Consider the following 15258-nt stretch of genomic DNA (forward strand, 5'->3'; position numbering starts at 1 on the left):
TCCGAGGAATACGCGATGTTATCTCAACTTAAACAGCAGCTTATGTTGCCGCAATTTGCTTTCGGTACGATAGAAACCGCTTTTAATGCATTGCTTCAACGTTCGCCGCACGTATTGCCGGCATTACGTAAGTTGGCGGGCAAATGCTTACATATTGAATTAACCTCACCGGCGGTCAATTTCTACCTGATTTTTAGCGAAACTCGCGCGGAATGGTTGTCGGTTTACGAAGGCGAAGCGGATTGCCATGTACAACTTTCGTTTGAAACCTTACCGAAACTTGCCGATAAAGCGAAATTAACCGAGCTGATTAATAACAAATCATTGGTACTGAACGGCGATATTCAGGTGCTACAACATTTCACCGCATTGTTAGATGAATTGGAAAAAGATCCTGCCGAACTGTTGTCGCCTTTTGTCGGAGATGTGATTGCTCAGACTTCAACCGATTTTGCCAAAAAATTATTTAATAAGTTAAAAGGGCAGATTGAACAGAATCATCAACATCTTGCAGAGAATTTGATGAATGAGCGTCCGGTATTGGTACATCGCTTACAAGCGGTTAATTTTTACGATCAAGTTGCAGAGCTTGAACAGCAAGCGGTCGAATTTGAACGAAAATTTGCAAAATTTGAGAAGAAATCATGACTTGTAAAAATACCCGTCGCCTTTATCAAATTATCACTACGTTTCTGCGTTACGGCATTGATGAAATCATTCCCGATATTCCGCTCACTCGCCATGCTCGTTTAGGGCGTAAGGCTCTGTTTTGGGTGCGAAATCAGCACAAAGATCAGCCGTTCGGCGTGCGTTTACGTTTAGCTTTGCAAGAGCTAGGGCCGGTGTGGATTAAACTCGGGCAAATGCTTTCTACTCGCCGTGATTTATTTGAGCCGGAATTAGCGGATCAGCTTGCTTTATTACAGGACTCGGTTGAACCTTTTGACGGTAAATCAGCCCGTCAAATTATTGAACAGTCTTTAGGCGGAAGCCTTGAGACTTGGTTTGACGAATTCGATGAACAAGCGCTTGCCTCCGCTTCGATTGCACAGGTTCACACGGCAAAATTTAATCAAAATCAACCGCTTGTCGGCAAAGATGTGGTGATTAAAGTGATTCGTCCGGATATTGAACCGATTATCAAGGCGGATATTGCGCTGATGTATCGCTTGGCAAGTTGGATTCCTCGTCTGTCGAATGATGCGAGGCGTTTGCGTGCGACCGAAGTGGTGCGTGAATACGAAAAAACGCTACTCGATGAGCTGGATTTGACCCGAGAAATGGCAAATGCGATTCGCTTGCGCAATAACTTTGAAAACAGCGAAATGTTGTATGTGCCGGAAATGTATCCGGATTTTTGTCATAAAAACGTGATTGTGATGGAGCGTATTTACGGTATTCCGGTGTCGGATGTCGAAACGCTTAAAGCAAACGGCACGGATATGAAATTATTGGCGGAACGCGGCGTACAAGTTTTTTTCACCCAAGTATTTCGGGACAGTTTTTTCCACGCCGATATGCACGCCGGTAATATTTTCGTGAATCCGAATCATCCGGAAAATCCGCAATATATCGGGATTGACTGCGGTATTGTCGGCACGTTGAACCAAAATGATAAACGTTATTTGGCGGAAAGTTTTGTCGCCTTTTTTAATCGGGATTACCGCCGTGTGGCGTTAATGCACGTGGAATCGGGCTGGACGCCGTCGGATACCGATATTGATGCGTTTGAACAGGCGTTCCGTGAAGTATGCGAGCCGATTTTCGCTAAACCGTTATCGGAAATTTCTTTTGGTCACGTGTTGCTCAATCTGTTTAACGTGGCTCGTGAATTTAATATGGAAGTACAGCCTCAATTGGTGTTACTGCAAAAAACCTTACTCTATATTGAAGGTTTAGGCAGACAAGTTTATCCGCAGCTGGATTTATGGCAAACCGCAAAACCGTTTTTACAAAATTGGCTGAACGAACAAGTGGGGGTGAAGGCGATCTTACGTGATTTAAAACAACGTGCGCCGCAATTTAGAGAACATTTTGCCGAGTTTCCGGAAGCGGTATTTAATGCCTTACAGCAACAGAAGCAGATTAATTTCCGCTTAGACGAACTGAATAAAATCTTGCAAGCGCAAGGGCGGCAAAAATCCCATAATGTACGGAGTATCGTGAGCGGAGTAATTATTCTCGGTGTGTTATGGCGATTTGACGATTTACCGTTATGGCTGAGTTGCGGTACGTTGGTTACGGCGTTGTTAGTGTTATTGCTACAAAGAAAGTCGTAATAAATGACGTGTTTATATTGGTCATATTATTAAAATAGCATATAATGCGAAAAATCATTTTTAAACTTAAAAACAAAAAAGAGGAGTCTGTATGGGTGGCATTAGCATTTGGCAATTACTGATTATCGTCGCAATTATCGTATTATTATTCGGTACGAAAAAATTACGTACGTTAGGTACGGATTTAGGTGAATCCGTAAAAGGCTTTAAAAAAGCGATGGCGGATGACAAATCGCAACCTCAAGACGCGAGTTTTGAAAAAGTAGAAGCGAAAGAAGCGGCTTCTACCGAACAAAAAGCGAAAGAAAAAGAGCAGGCGTAATCCGTGTTTGATATCGGTTTTTCTGAATTAGTACTTATTTTTATTGTGGGATTGGTCGTACTGGGGCCGCAACGTTTGCCTATTGCAATCAAAACGGTGATGGGATGGATTCGTACGATTCGAGGATTAGCTGCAAACGTACAAAACGAACTTGCTCAAGAGCTGAAATTACAAGAGCTTCAAGAAAGCATTAAGAAAGCGGAAAAATTGAATTTAACTACGCTTTCGCCGGAATTAAGTAAAACCGTTGAAGAATTGAAACAGTCGGCTCAAAAAATGCAAAGCGATTTGGATGCCGCAAAGGGCGAGATTACCAAATTAACGGACGAGCAAGTGGCGAATATTCAGAATAATATTGCGCAAGAAGAACAACATCTGGCGACAGTACAGCCGGAAACGTTGCAAAAATCTGAAGAAAATCAACCGCTTGTCGATACTGCTAATGCTGAGGAGAATCCGTCGCTTTCGCCTGCGGAAATTGCCGAGCAAGCCGAATTGGACGAATCTCAATTTGCAGCGTATTACCCGCCTGACGATGGTTTAGCTTCTCCAACCTCTTCACAACAACAGGATAAACAGAATGTCAGTTGAAGCGTCTCAACCTCTGATTAGCCATTTAGTTGAATTAAGAAACCGCTTGCTACGTAGTTTTATTTGTGTGCTGGTGGTTTTTTGTGCTTTGGTCTATTGGGCAAATGATATTTATACTTTGCTCGCCACGCCGCTAACAGAGAATTTGCCCGCAGGGGCGACGATGATTGCAACCAATGTTGCGACACCTTTTTTTACACCGATCAAATTAACCGGTGTTGTAGCGGTATTTTTATCCGTTCCTTTTATTTTGTATCAAATTTGGGCGTTTGTCGCACCGGCATTATATAAGCATGAAAAACGTTTGATTTATCCTTTATTGGTATCAAGTACGTTGCTGTTTTACGCGGGGGTAGCCTTCGCTTACTATATCGTATTTCCGCTTGTCTTCGGTTTCTTAACCAGTACGGCGCCGGAAGGCGTACAAATGGCGACCGATATCAGTAGTTATTTAGATTTTATCTTAACGATTTTCTTAGCGTTCGGTATTTGTTTTGAAGTACCTGTTGCGATTATTTTATTATGTTGGTCGGGCGTTACTTCGGCGGAAGATTTACGTGCGAAACGACCTTATATTATTGTCGCGGCGTTTGTTATCGGTATGTTATTAACGCCGCCGGACATATTCTCGCAAACGCTTTTAGCAATCCCGATGTGTTTGTTGTTTGAAGTCGGATTATTCTTCTCGAAGTTCTATAAACCGAGAGACGAGCAACCGGAAACGATCGCCAATTAATCCAACCCGCTTGCAAGCGGGTTATTTTTTATGAAAATTTACCAAATTAGGAAGCAATTATGACTCAATATCTTAACACTTCATTTCCCACTCGCCGTATGCGTCGTTTACGTAAACATGATTTCAGCCGTCGTTTAGTGGCGGAAAGTCAATTGACTGCCGGCGATTTAATTTATCCGGTATTTGTGATTGAAGGCGAAAATCAGCGAGTAAAAGTACCGTCTATGCCGGGTGTAGAACGTTTAACTATCGATCAATTATTAATTGAAGCCGGCGAATTGGTCAAATACGGTGTACCGGCAATTGCACTTTTCCCGGTTGTCGGCGATGAGAAGAAATCGTTAATGGCGGAAGAAGCCTATAACCCGGAAGGTTTGGCACAACGTGCGGTGCGTGCATTAAAAGCAGCTTATCCCGAATTAGGCGTGATGACCGATGTGGCGTTAGATCCGTTTACCACACACGGTCAGGACGGCATTATTGATGAGGAAGGTTATGTGTTAAACGACATTACCACCGAAGTATTGGTGAAACAAGCGGTTTCACATGCGGAGGCGGGAGCGGATATCGTTGCGCCAAGCGATATGATGGACGGCCGTATCGGTAAAATTCGTGAAGCGCTTGAAGCGAAAGGCTTAATTAATACGCAAATTATGGCGTATTCGGCGAAATATGCGTCAAATTATTACGGACCATTCCGTGATGCGGTCGGTTCTGCAGGTAACTTAAAAGGCGGTAATAAATTTACTTATCAAGTTGATCCGGCGAATGCGAACGAAGGTTTACACGAAGTGGCGATGGATATTCAAGAAGGGGCGGATATGGTGATGGTAAAACCGGGTATGCCTTATTTGGATATGGTATGGCGTGTAAAAGAAACCTTCGGCGTACCGACTTTTGCTTACCAAGTATCGGGTGAATACGCAATGCATATGGCGGCGATTCAAAACGGTTGGTTAAAAGAACGTGAGTGCGTGATGGAAGGTTTACTCTGTTTTAAACGTGCGGGTGCAGACGGTATTTTAACCTATTTCGCTAAAACGGTAGCGAAATGGCTGTACGAAGATAATCGTAAATAACGATAAGAGTTAAATGTAAGCGGTTAGATTGAATGAATTTTTTGTAAAACATTCGGTCTAACCGTTACTTTTTTAGGAGGTATAAAATGAACGGCTCTTTTTCTCTTCAACCGTCCGACGAATCGCAACGTAAGATAATGTATATCACTTACGGCTTATTCGGCTTAGGTATTATTTTCGGCGGCTTACCGGCGATTGCCGGTGTCATTCTGGCCTATATCAAACGTGAAGATATGCAAGGAACGGCATATTATGATCATATGTGTTTTTTGATTCGTACGTTTTGGGGAACGTTAGCCGGTTTCGTTTTAGGCTTTGTGCTTTCGATTATCGGTATCGGTTTCGTCGTTATTTGGGCGATAAGCATTTGGTATGTGTTTCGAGTGATTTACGGCGCAGTGAAATTATTCGATAACAAATTGGTGACCCCGACCAGTTGGTTTATGTAGTAAGTTGTTGCAAAAAAGCGGTCAAATTTGACCGCTTTTTTACGTTTAGGCTATCTAGGTAGCATTTGGCAATGCGGACAGAAATAGCTGTTACGTTGCCCGATAACTTTCGCTTCAATGATGGTGCCGCAATCATTACAGGCTTCGCCTTTACGTCCGTAAACTTGTAATACTTGGGCGAAATAGCCCGGTTTACCGTCCGGTTGAATAAAATCTTTCAGTGTTGTACCGCCTTGAATAATCGCTTTAGCCAGCACTTCTTTAATCACTTTCACTAAGCGTTCGCACTGTTTCTCGGTTAGATTCTGTGCGGCAAGTTCCGGATGGATCCCCGCCATAAACAGCGATTCGCAAGCATAGATATTCCCTACGCCCACTACAATATCGTTATTCATAATAAAGTTCTTTACCGCTACGGTTTTGTTACGGCTTCGTGCAAATAAATACGCAGCGGTAAAAGATTCGGATAACGGTTCCGGCCCTAAACGGGTAATTAATTCGTGTTGTTCGGCATTTTTCGTCCATAGCCAACAACCGAATTTACGCGGATCGTTATAACGTAAAACCGTACCGTCTTGCGTAATGAGATCAACGTGGTCGTGTTTACCCGCAGGCTGTTGGTTTTCCTGTAAAATCCCTAACGAGCCGGACATACCCAAGTGAATCAAAATATCGCCTTGAGTGGTATGCAATATCAAATATTTGGCTCGGCGGGATAATGCAACGATTTTCGACCCTTGCATATGTTGCAATTCGTCCGAAATCGCCCAACGCAGTTTTTGGGTACGTACGACAATTTGTTTAATAATTTTGCCGTGCAGATAAGGTTCTACACCTCGTAAGCTGGTTTCAACTTCCGGTAATTCGGGCATGTATATTCTCCAAAGAATTTAGATAAACAAAGGGCAAGGATAACCTTGCCCGATTGATTTTATTATTGCGCTCTGACTAAACGGCTGAAGACGACGCCAATCAGTAATCCGCCTACGGCAAACGGTAGCCATTCCATAGAGTAGGCTTTAAGCGGTAAGTTTTCGGTAATACTTACGCCGGCTACGGAAAGAATGGATACGATTGTTACTAAAATCAGTGAAATGCGTAATGCGAATAACGGGATTTTTACAAACAGATTCAATAACAATAAGAAAATTATCGACATTGCAATCGGATAAAGTACCAGTAATACCGGAATAGATTTACTGATTACCGCACTTAACCCTTGGTTTGCCAAGCCGAAACCGATTAAAGTACAAACGATTGCATAGGTTCTATAAGAAATTTTCGGGAAAATTTCGTGGAAATATTCGCTTACCGATACGACAAGACCGATAGCGGTAGTTAAACAAGCAAGCGATACGATAACGCCTAATAGCGTTCTACCTAATTCGCCGAAGGCTTGCGTTGCGGCAACGTTAAGAATATAAGTCCCTAAATCTTGTTTTTTAGCGGTTAAGTCCGCCAATACTTCCGCAGAAATCGGTAATTTGTTACCGATCCAACCGATAGAGAGATAAATTAACGCTAATAAAATTGCAGCGATTACCCCCGCCATTGCGGTTTGTTTACTTAATGCTTTGGTTTCGGATAAGCCTTTGCTTTTAATCGCATTGATTACGATAACCGAAAAGGCAACGGAAGCTAAAGCGTCCATCGTATTGTAACCGGCAAGGATGCCGTTCACCATCGGCGCTTCCATCACATTGCTGCTTGACGGATTATCGGAGAATAATGCGATACCGCTAATGACAAGTGCAAGAATGGCGATGAGTAATGCCGGTGTCAGGATAGAACCGATTCGCTCCACCATTTTGGACGGATTTAAACTTAGCCAAATGGTTAAAGCAAAATATACTGCGGTAAAAATCAGTAACGATACGGTGGTTTGCTCGCCTAAAAACGGTAATACCGCCATTTCATAAGCGGTTGCCGCCGTACGCGGAATGGCAAAGAAAGGTCCGATAGTTAAATAAATCGCAACTAAAAATAGTACGGAGAACCACGGATGAATACGATGTAACGCCTCTTTATAGCCGCCTTTATAAGAGGCGCTGACGATAATACCGAGTAACGGTAAGCCTACTCCGGTAATAATAAAACCGATGGTTGCGGTCCAAAAATCCGCACCGCTTTCAAAACCTAATTTCGGCGGAAAAATTAAGTTACCCGCCCCAAAGAAGATGGCAAACAGCATAAAGCCGACCACAAATGTATTTTTAGTCATATACATACCACACTTTTAATTTGCTTCTCAGCAAATAACAAATATAAAAAGAAAAAGGAGACCCGAAAAAATAGTAAAACCGAACTTTACCGAAAAGTAAAGCTCGGTTAAAAACAGACCGCTTGTGGCGGTTAGTTCATATATAAACCACCGTTTACGTGGATAGTTTCGCCGGTGATGTATTTTGCATCATCACTGGCTAAGAATGCGACCGCTTTCGCAATATCTTGTGCAGAACCTAACCGACCGGCCGGAATTTGGCTTAAGATCGCTTGTTTTTGATCTTCGTTTAATTCGTCCGTCATATCGGTTGCGATAAAGCCCGGAGCAACCACGTTTACCGTAATGCCGCGAGAGGCGACTTCTTTGGCTAATGATTTGGAAAAACCGACTAAACCGGCTTTTGCCGCACAGTAGTTGGTTTGACCCGGATTACCCATTGAGCCGACAACCGAACCGATCGTAACGATTCGGCCGCCTTTTTTCATCATCGGGCGCAATACCGCTTTAGATAAACGATATACGGAAGTTAAGTTAGTTTGAATGATATCGAACCAATCGTCTTCTTTCATACGCATCAATAAACCGTCACGGGTGATACCCGCATTGTTTACTAAAATATCAACATCACCGAAATCCGCTTTGATTTGTGCCAATACAGTTTCAATAGAGTCTGCATCCGTTACGTTTAACACTAAACCTTTGCCGTGTTCGCCTAAGTATGCAGAAATACTTTCCGCACCTTTTTCCGATGTTGCAGTACCAATCACGGTTGCACCTTTTGCCGCTAATTCTTCTGCGATAGCTTTACCAATACCACGAGTTGCCCCCGTTACTAATGCGATTTTACCTTGCATTTTTTTCTCCTATAAAAAGTTCCCCTCTTTAGTAAAGAGGGGGAGGGGAGATTTGTGTGATGTTGAAGATCCTAAAAATCTCCCCCAGTCCCTCTTTTCAAAGAGGAGAGTTAATCATTATGCTGAAACAGCCTCTAATGAAACCAGGTCATTTACCGCTTGTGCTTTGAGTTCTTTCACAATGCGAGAAGTTAAGCCTGTAAGCACTTTACCCGGACCGATTTCATAAAGCGTTGTAACACCTTCATTTGCCATTTTTTCTACCGTTTCAGTCCAACGAACTGGGCTATAAAGTTGGTGAACTAATGCGTTACGAATTGCTTCAGCATCGGTCTCTACACTAACATCAACATTGTTAATAACTGGTACAACCGGTACGTTTAACGTGATATTTTGTAATGCTTCGGCTAATTTATCCGCAGCCGGTTTCATTAATGCACAGTGAGACGGTACGCTTACCGCAAGTGGTAACGCACGTTTTGCGCCTGCCGCTTTACATAATTCACCCGCTTTTTCCGCAGCCGCTTTTGTACCGGCAATCACGACTTGCCCTGGGCTATTGAAGTTTACTGCTGAAACGATTTCACCGACTTCCGCTTGAGCTTGTTCACAAGCGTTAATAATCGCTTCGTTATCTAAGCCGATAATTGCATACATTGCACCTGTACCCGCCGGTACTGCTTGTTGCATTGCATTACCACGTAATTCCACTAGTTTGATCGCATCTTGGAAATCTAATACGCCAGCACAAACTAATGCCGAGTATTCGCCTAAGCTATGACCTGCCATGACAGACGGTTTTAATTCGGGGTATTTTTGTTGCCACACACGATAAATCGCAACCGATGAAGCTAAAAGCGCCGGTTGGGTACGTTGTGTTTGACCTAAATCTTCCGCCGAACCGTTTTGTACGAGATCCCAAAGATCGTAACCTAAAACATCAGATGCTTGTTTGAAGGTTTCTTCAACAATTGGGTATGCAGTTGCAAGATCCGCTAACATTCCGACCGCTTGTGAGCCCTGTCCCGGGAACACCATTGCAAAATTTGACATATTTTTTCCTCTTATTTGTAAATTTGGTGCTGAGGACGCACTGAGTGCGTCCGTTATGAATAATGCTTAATCCGGTGAATAATAAAGTTTACCGATTTCAATACGCTGACGACCGGTTTCTAAACGCCATTTATTTGAATCACGTAAAGAATAGACGCAACCGCAATATTCTTGCTGATAGAAACGTTCACGTTTACTGATTTCGATCATACGTTGCGAACCGCCGCCTTTACGCCAGTTGTAGTCCCAATAAACCACATCATCAAATTTAGCGGCGGCACGGTGTCCGCAGTCGTTGATTTGGTTCATATCTTTCCAACGCGAAATACCTAAGCAGCTGGTATAAACCGGAAAGCCGTTGTTATGCGCATATTCCGCCGCTTTCTCAAAACGCATATCAAAGCACATCGTACAGCGGATACCACGCTCCGGCTCCCATTCCATACCTTCCGCTTTTTTGAACCACTCACGACGGTCATTTTCGTAATCATCATCGAAATCAATAAACGGAATACCCCATTTCTCGGCAAAGCGAATATTTTCTTCTTTACGAATTAGGTACTCTTTCATCGGGTGAATGTTCGGATTGTAGAAATAGATGGTAAATTCGATACCTGACGCGTGGATCGCTTCCATTACTTCACCGGAACAAGGCGCGCAGCAAGAGTGTAACAATAATTTGTTATGTCCGCCCGGAAGTGTTAATTTTTCACGCACAAAAGGTGCGCTCGGATCTTTGCCTTTACGCGTTAACTTTTTCTTTTGTTGCAACGCTTGTTTATGCTCTAAAGGTTGTTGGTTTTGTTCTGTCATAAAAGTTGTAAAAAAGACTAAAAATTTGACCGCTTATTAATACGAACGATCGACCGATAAATAAGCAAGAGAAATCAACGCTTGTTTGTATTCGCTTTCCGGTAATACGGCAAGGGCATCAACCGCTTTCTGTGCTTCTTGTTTAGCGCGTGTCATTGCATATTCAAGTGATTGGTGTTCCGCCATAATTTCTAATACGGCTGGAATTTGTTCACGTTTCCCGCCATTTTCAATTGCTGAACGAATCATATCCACTTGAGCTTGATTACCTTTCTCTTGTGCAGTGTGCATAGCGTGCAGCAACGGTAAAGTCGGTTTGCCTTCAACGAAATCATCACCGACATTTTTACCGAAGCTTTCCGCTTTTGCCGAATAGTCTAAAATATCATCAATTAATTGGAAGGCAGTACCGAGGTAGCACCCGTAATCTTTCAACGCCGTTTCAACCGATTTTTCCACACCAGCTACAATCGCTACGCATTGTGTCGCCGCTTCAAATAAACGCGCGGTTTTATTGTAGATAACACGCATATAATTCGCTTCGGTAGTATTCGGATCATTCACATTCATCAGTTGCTGAACTTCACCTTCGGCAAGCGCATTGGTAGCGGCAGACATCACTTTTAACACTTCAAGCGAATCGACATCGGTCATCATTTGGAATGAGCGCGTATAAATGAAATCGCCGACCAATACGCTGGCGGCATTACCGAAAGTGGCGTTAGCCGTCGCTCTACCTCGACGCATATCCGATTCGTCCACCACATCATCGTGTAATAAAGTGGCGGTATGCACAAATTCGATAAAAGCGGCGCAAGTAACATGTTTATTACCACGATAACCTAATGCGTTAGCGGCAAGCACCGCAATTAACGGGCGAATACGTTTGCCGCCGCCGGCAATAATATAATTGCCTAGTTGGTTGATTAAAACGACTTCGGAGTTAAGCTGAGCGAGAATCTCAGCATCTACCGCTTGCATATCTTGTTTGGCAAGCGTTTGAATTTGCTCGAGTGTTAATAGCGTTGTCATTGCGTTCTCATATTAAATGTGAAAATTTGGCGATAATTCTACCTCAAATATTGCGAGCTTCAAAAAATTATCGTGATAAGTAACCAATTATATGTAATTTTTGTAAAAAAATAGCAAAATTTAACCGCTTGTCGCTTGAATTCGGTATCAAAATTAACAGGTATGAGCAGTAGCGACTTTGCATAAGATCATTATTCTCTCTTACAAACCTAGTGATATGATAAAAATAATGGCATTTAATCGAGCGGAAGAGAAATGAAAATAGGATTGGTTTTAGAAGGCGGTGCGATGCGCGGTATGTTTACCGCCGGCGTCTTGGACGTATTTTTAGACGAGAACGTTCATATTGACGGAGCGGTTACCGTCTCGGCGGGGGCGTTATTCGGCATTAATTATCCCGCTAAACAAAGAGGACGGGTATTACGTTACAACCTTAAGTATCTCAATGATAAACGTTATATGGGATTACACAGTTTATTAACGACCGGTAATATCGTGAATCGTGATTTTGCCTTTTATGAATTACCGTTTACGCTTGATCCGTTTGATCAAGAAACTTTTGCACAGTCGCAATTTGATTTTTGGGTAACGCTAACTAATGTTGAAAGCGGAGAAGCGGAATATGTAAAAATTACTGATGCTTTCGTTCAAATGGAAGAGTTGCGAGCGACATCGGCAATGCCGATGGTGTCAAAAATGGTGGAAATCGACGGCAAAAAATATCTTGATGGCGGAATAGCGGACAGTATCCCGTTACAAAAATGTATCGAATTAGGTTATGACAAAATTATTGTGATCTTGACTCGCCCGTTAGATTATCGCAAAAAGCCGAGTTCAACCGCTTTATTTAAATGGTTTTATCGTAAATATCCGAAACTCACCGAACGCTGGCAAAATCGTTATGCCGAATACAATCAGGCGGTTGAGCAGGTAATTAAATTGCAAGAACAGCAACAAATTTTTGTTATTCGTCCGTCACAAACTTTAGCGATTAGTCGTTTGGAAAAAGATCCGAATAAAATTAAAGCAATGTATGAATTAGGCGTACATGATGCAAAACAATTAATATCAGCGTTAAAAGATTTTTTATCCGAGAAATAATCACGTTATTCTGAATTACACAATTGTTAATTTTGATTTTATTAATAATTAACGCTGGTAATTTTTTTATAATTTTATTTATTTTGATTAATAACATAAGGAAAGCAAAAATGACCTTTCAAGTAAAAAGTTTTGCGGCATTAGACCCGAAAACACCTTTAGTAAAACACATTATTGAGCGTCGTGATATTCGCCAAGACGATGTAGAAATTGATATTCTATATTGCGGGGTTTGTCATTCCGATTTACATATGGCGAAAAATGACTGGGGATTCTCGACTTATCCGATTGTTCCGGGACATGAAATTGTCGGTCGAGTGAGTAAAGTCGGCAAAGACGTAACCAAGTTTAAAGTCGGAGATTTGGTCGGTGTCGGCTGTATGGTGGACTCTTGCCAACATTGCGAACCTTGTCGTCACGGTTTAGAACAATATTGTGAAAACGGTCGTATTGACACTTATGGCGCAGTTGATCCGAAAGACGGAATGACTACGTTCGGCGGTTATAGCGAGAAAATCGTGGTTACCGAGAAATTCGTATTAAGCGTACCGGAAACATTGGATACTAAAGCGGTTGCACCGTTACTGTGTGCGGGTATCACAACCTGGTCACCATTACGTCATTGGAATGTGGGTAAAGGAACTAAAGTTGCCGTTGTCGGTTTAGGCGGTTTAGGTCATATGGCATTGAAATTAGCTAATGCGTTAGGGGCGGATGTGACTTTATTCAGTCGTAGTGCCGGTAAAGAAGCGGATGCGTTTCGTCTAGGTGCGCATAAAGTGGTTATCTCTACCGATGAAGCGCAAATGGCTCAGGTTGCCAATACTTTTGATGTGATTATCGACACAGTTCCTTATCAACACGATTTAAAACCGTATATTAATACGCTGACATTAAACGGTACTATCGTACTTGTCGGTTTAGTCGGTGATTTAGAGCCTAGCATTAGTACCGTTCCGCTGATTATGGGACGTCGTTCCGTTGCGGGTTCGTTAATCGGCGGTATTAAAGAAACACAAGAAATGTTAGATTTCTGTGGCGAACACGGCATTACTTCCGATGTGGAAATGATTGATATTCAAAATATTAATCAGGCTTATGAGCGTATGTTGAAATCGGATGTGAAGTATCGCTTTGTGATTGATATGCAATCACTAAAACAAGGTTAATATTGAAATTAATCATATAATTATTTCTTAAAAGTAAACAGTTAATTTATTATTTACTGTCTAGTCATTGGAATGAATAAGAGTAGAATAACCTTCGAAACTTTTATTCATTCTTTTTTATATGTAAGGATATGACTTCTATGACAAAACAAATTGCAGTATTAGTGGGCAGTGGTAGCAAAACATCAATCAGCCAATTAGTCGCTAATCATTTAAAAAATATCGCACCGGCAAGTATTCAGTTAAATTTCGTTAATATTGCCGATCTTCCGTTATATGATCGTGATTTGGATGAAAATAGCCCGGCGGAATATACTCGTTTCCGAGCAGAGATTGCACAAGCGGACGGCTTTTTATTTGTTACGCCGGAACACAACGGTGGAATGTCGGCTATGATGAAAAATGCGATTGATGTCGGTTCACGTCCAATGGGACAAAGTTTATGGCTTGGTAAACCGGCAGGTATCGTATCGGTCGCGGCGGGTATGTCCGGCGGTGTACGTGCGGCGGATCAATTACGAGTAGTCGCTTCCGGCGGTTTTATTAATATGCCGGTTGCACCGTTTGCAGCAAACGTAGGCGGAGTGTTTAACGGCGTATTAAACGAACAAGGCGAAATCGTTTCCGAGTCCGTAGTAGGTATGTTACAAGGCTTTATTAACAGTTACGCTGATTTTATCGCTAAATTCTAAGCGATATTAGCTTATTCAATAATAAGCGGTTGTTTTTGTAAGATTTTTTGCAAAAACAACCGCTTTTTTATCGAGTAAAATTTATTATTTACTTTTATGAAATAGTTTATTTATAAATGAGTTATTTATTTCCAAAAATCATTTTTATAGAATGAACTCCTCAAAACATTGATTAACTCAAACTTTATTAAGGAAAGCAAAATGAACGCAAATTTAGCAAAATTCACTCCATACGCATTAGCATTGTTACGTATCGTAGCGGCTTATATGTTCTTATTACACGGTACGGCAAAATTCTTTGAATTTCCGGTATCGATGACGGGCGGTAACGGTTCGGTACCGTTAATGTCAATGTACGGTATCGGCGGTATCTTAGAAATCGGCGGCGGTATTTTACTCTTGTTAGGCTTATTTACCCGTCCGGTCGCTTTCTTACTGTCAGGTATGATGGCTTACGCTTATTTCTTTATGCACGCAACGGCGGAAAACATCGCCCTTCCGTTGGTAAACCAAGGTGAATTGGCAATGCTGTACTCAGTGGTATTCTTCTTATTAGTTTTTGTCGGCGCAGGTGCTTTCGCCCTAGATAATAAACGTGAAAATGCCAACAAATAAGGCTTTCAGCCGATAAAAACGCTAAGCGGTCATTTTTTGCAAAAATTTTGCAAAATTCGACCGCTTTTTTGTTATAATGAACGCATCTAAAAAATCGAGAGGGTGGCGGCTCGTTAAAACGCAAAACGTCTCTAAATGATTGTCGATTTTCATGGCAAATTGAAATAGATTTCTATTTATTTTGTACTTTTATCCCGGAAATCGAATGAAAGAGAAAAGAACATAGAAAATTTTAAATTTTTCTGAAAA

17 protein-coding genes are annotated in these 15258 nt (G+C 41.9%); 11 read left to right on the forward strand and 6 right to left on the reverse strand.

Translation table 11 applies throughout. The features are described from left to right. Positions 1 to 15: 15 nt before the first annotated feature. The 7 genes from DY200_RS10300 to DY200_RS10330 all read left to right on the forward strand — a co-directional run bounded on the left by DY200_RS10300 (position 16) and on the right by DY200_RS10330 (position 5456). Positions 16 to 648, forward strand: a complete 633-nt coding sequence (locus DY200_RS10300; protein WP_115587899.1) for a ubiquinone biosynthesis accessory factor UbiJ — start codon at positions 16 to 18, stop codon at positions 646 to 648. Next, positions 645 to 2279 carry a ubiquinone biosynthesis regulatory protein kinase UbiB gene (gene ubiB / locus DY200_RS10305; protein WP_115587900.1) on the forward strand — a complete coding sequence of 545 codons (1635 nt, stop codon included), beginning with the start codon at positions 645 to 647 and terminating at the stop codon, positions 2277 to 2279. The genes DY200_RS10300 and ubiB overlap by 4 nt, the downstream gene beginning before the upstream one ends. Before the next feature lie 91 nt (positions 2280 to 2370). Continuing rightward, entirely contained in the window at positions 2371 to 2601 is a 231-nt protein-coding gene (gene tatA / locus DY200_RS10310) for a Sec-independent protein translocase subunit TatA (RefSeq protein ID WP_005599788.1), read from the forward strand. Positions 2602 to 2604: 3 nt separating this feature from the next. Then, entirely contained in the window at positions 2605 to 3192 is a 588-nt protein-coding gene (gene tatB, locus DY200_RS10315; RefSeq protein ID WP_115587901.1) for a Sec-independent protein translocase protein TatB, read from the forward strand. Then, entirely contained in the window at positions 3182 to 3928 is a 747-nt protein-coding gene (gene tatC / locus DY200_RS10320) for a twin-arginine translocase subunit TatC (RefSeq protein WP_115587902.1), read from the forward strand. Before tatB ends, tatC begins: the two co-directional genes overlap by 11 nt. Positions 3929 to 3987: 59 nt before the next feature. Further along, positions 3988 to 5007 (forward strand): porphobilinogen synthase, encoded by a 1020-nt coding sequence (hemB, locus tag DY200_RS10325; protein ID WP_115587903.1) that lies wholly within the window; start codon positions 3988 to 3990, stop codon positions 5005 to 5007. A gap of 86 nt (positions 5008 to 5093) precedes the next feature. Beyond that, positions 5094 to 5456 (forward strand): DUF4870 family protein, encoded by a 363-nt coding sequence (locus tag DY200_RS10330; RefSeq protein ID WP_115587904.1) that lies wholly within the window; start codon positions 5094 to 5096, stop codon positions 5454 to 5456. A 50-nt stretch (positions 5457 to 5506) separates the two neighbouring features. On the opposite strand, the gene mutM is transcribed toward DY200_RS10330, so the two are convergent. The 6 genes from mutM to ispB form a co-directional block, all read right to left on the reverse strand. Next, positions 5507 to 6328, reverse strand: a complete 822-nt coding sequence (gene mutM / locus DY200_RS10335) for a bifunctional DNA-formamidopyrimidine glycosylase/DNA-(apurinic or apyrimidinic site) lyase (RefSeq protein ID WP_115587905.1) — start codon at positions 6326 to 6328, stop codon at positions 5507 to 5509. A gap of 62 nt (positions 6329 to 6390) precedes the next feature. Continuing rightward, positions 6391 to 7677 carry a branched-chain amino acid transport system II carrier protein gene (gene brnQ / locus DY200_RS10340; RefSeq protein WP_172539920.1) on the reverse strand — a complete coding sequence of 429 codons (1287 nt, stop codon included), beginning with the start codon at positions 7675 to 7677 and terminating at the stop codon, positions 6391 to 6393. A 131-nt stretch (positions 7678 to 7808) separates the two neighbouring features. After that, positions 7809 to 8534, reverse strand: coding sequence for a 3-oxoacyl-ACP reductase FabG (fabG, locus tag DY200_RS10345; protein ID WP_115587907.1), 726 nt, complete (start codon positions 8532 to 8534; stop codon positions 7809 to 7811). Positions 8535 to 8651: 117 nt separating this feature from the next. Beyond that, positions 8652 to 9587 (reverse strand): ACP S-malonyltransferase, encoded by a 936-nt coding sequence (gene fabD, locus DY200_RS10350; protein ID WP_115587908.1) that lies wholly within the window; start codon positions 9585 to 9587, stop codon positions 8652 to 8654. A gap of 66 nt (positions 9588 to 9653) precedes the next feature. Next, positions 9654 to 10400: an epoxyqueuosine reductase QueH gene (locus DY200_RS10355; RefSeq protein WP_115587909.1), complete on the reverse strand. Its 747-nt coding sequence runs from the start codon at positions 10398 to 10400 to the stop codon at positions 9654 to 9656. Between the two features lie 36 nt (positions 10401 to 10436). Further along, positions 10437 to 11432 (reverse strand): octaprenyl diphosphate synthase, encoded by a 996-nt coding sequence (gene ispB, locus DY200_RS10360; RefSeq protein WP_115587910.1) that lies wholly within the window; start codon positions 11430 to 11432, stop codon positions 10437 to 10439. Between the two features lie 255 nt (positions 11433 to 11687). On the opposite strand from ispB, the gene DY200_RS10365 reads away from it, so the two are divergent. From DY200_RS10365 to DY200_RS10380, 4 genes are all read left to right on the forward strand, one after another. Further along, positions 11688 to 12533 (forward strand): patatin-like phospholipase family protein, encoded by an 846-nt coding sequence (locus tag DY200_RS10365; RefSeq protein WP_115587911.1) that lies wholly within the window; start codon positions 11688 to 11690, stop codon positions 12531 to 12533. Between the two features lie 110 nt (positions 12534 to 12643). Continuing rightward, positions 12644 to 13702 (forward strand): NAD(P)-dependent alcohol dehydrogenase, encoded by a 1059-nt coding sequence (locus tag DY200_RS10370; RefSeq protein ID WP_115587912.1) that lies wholly within the window; start codon positions 12644 to 12646, stop codon positions 13700 to 13702. Between the two features lie 140 nt (positions 13703 to 13842). Beyond that, on the forward strand, positions 13843 to 14394 hold the full coding sequence (locus tag DY200_RS10375) for an NADPH-dependent FMN reductase (protein WP_115587913.1): 552 nt from the start codon (positions 13843 to 13845) through the stop codon (positions 14392 to 14394). Positions 14395 to 14595: 201 nt separating this feature from the next. Continuing rightward, the gene (locus tag DY200_RS10380; protein ID WP_115587914.1) at positions 14596 to 15009 is read left to right on the forward strand and encodes a DoxX family protein; all 414 of its coding nucleotides are present in this window, start codon (positions 14596 to 14598) and stop codon (positions 15007 to 15009) included. Positions 15010 to 15258 lie beyond the last annotated feature (249 nt).

It is taken from the genome of Actinobacillus lignieresii, from assembly GCF_900444945.1.
In the GTDB taxonomy this organism is placed as follows: Bacteria; Pseudomonadota; Gammaproteobacteria; order Enterobacterales; family Pasteurellaceae; genus Actinobacillus; species Actinobacillus lignieresii.

Bases quoted from the DNA above. Each gene is read 5' to 3' on its own strand.
- DY200_RS10300 (WP_115587899.1), top strand. From the start codon at position 16: ATGTTATCTCAACTTAAACAGCAGCTTATGTTGCCGCAATTTGCTTTC.
- tatC (WP_115587902.1), top strand. From the start codon at position 3,182: ATGTCAGTTGAAGCGTCTCAACCTCTGATTAGCCATTTAGTTGAATTA.
- ubiB (WP_115587900.1), top strand. From the start codon at position 645: ATGACTTGTAAAAATACCCGTCGCCTTTATCAAATTATCACTACGTTT.
- DY200_RS10355 (WP_115587909.1), bottom strand. From the start codon at position 10,400: ATGACAGAACAAAACCAACAACCTTTAGAGCATAAACAAGCGTTGCAA.
- brnQ (WP_172539920.1), bottom strand. From the start codon at position 7,677: ATGACTAAAAATACATTTGTGGTCGGCTTTATGCTGTTTGCCATCTTC.
- DY200_RS10375 (WP_115587913.1), top strand. From the start codon at position 13,843: ATGACAAAACAAATTGCAGTATTAGTGGGCAGTGGTAGCAAAACATCA.
- hemB (WP_115587903.1), top strand. From the start codon at position 3,988: ATGACTCAATATCTTAACACTTCATTTCCCACTCGCCGTATGCGTCGT.
- DY200_RS10370 (WP_115587912.1), top strand. From the start codon at position 12,644: ATGACCTTTCAAGTAAAAAGTTTTGCGGCATTAGACCCGAAAACACCT.
- fabD (WP_115587908.1), bottom strand. From the start codon at position 9,587: ATGTCAAATTTTGCAATGGTGTTCCCGGGACAGGGCTCACAAGCGGTC.
- DY200_RS10380 (WP_115587914.1), top strand. From the start codon at position 14,596: ATGAACGCAAATTTAGCAAAATTCACTCCATACGCATTAGCATTGTTA.
- tatA (WP_005599788.1), top strand. From the start codon at position 2,371: ATGGGTGGCATTAGCATTTGGCAATTACTGATTATCGTCGCAATTATC.
- DY200_RS10330 (WP_115587904.1), top strand. From the start codon at position 5,094: ATGAACGGCTCTTTTTCTCTTCAACCGTCCGACGAATCGCAACGTAAG.
- ispB (WP_115587910.1), bottom strand. From the start codon at position 11,432: ATGACAACGCTATTAACACTCGAGCAAATTCAAACGCTTGCCAAACAA.
- fabG (WP_115587907.1), bottom strand. From the start codon at position 8,534: ATGCAAGGTAAAATCGCATTAGTAACGGGGGCAACTCGTGGTATTGGT.
- DY200_RS10365 (WP_115587911.1), top strand. From the start codon at position 11,688: ATGAAAATAGGATTGGTTTTAGAAGGCGGTGCGATGCGCGGTATGTTT.
- mutM (WP_115587905.1), bottom strand. From the start codon at position 6,328: ATGCCCGAATTACCGGAAGTTGAAACCAGCTTACGAGGTGTAGAACCT.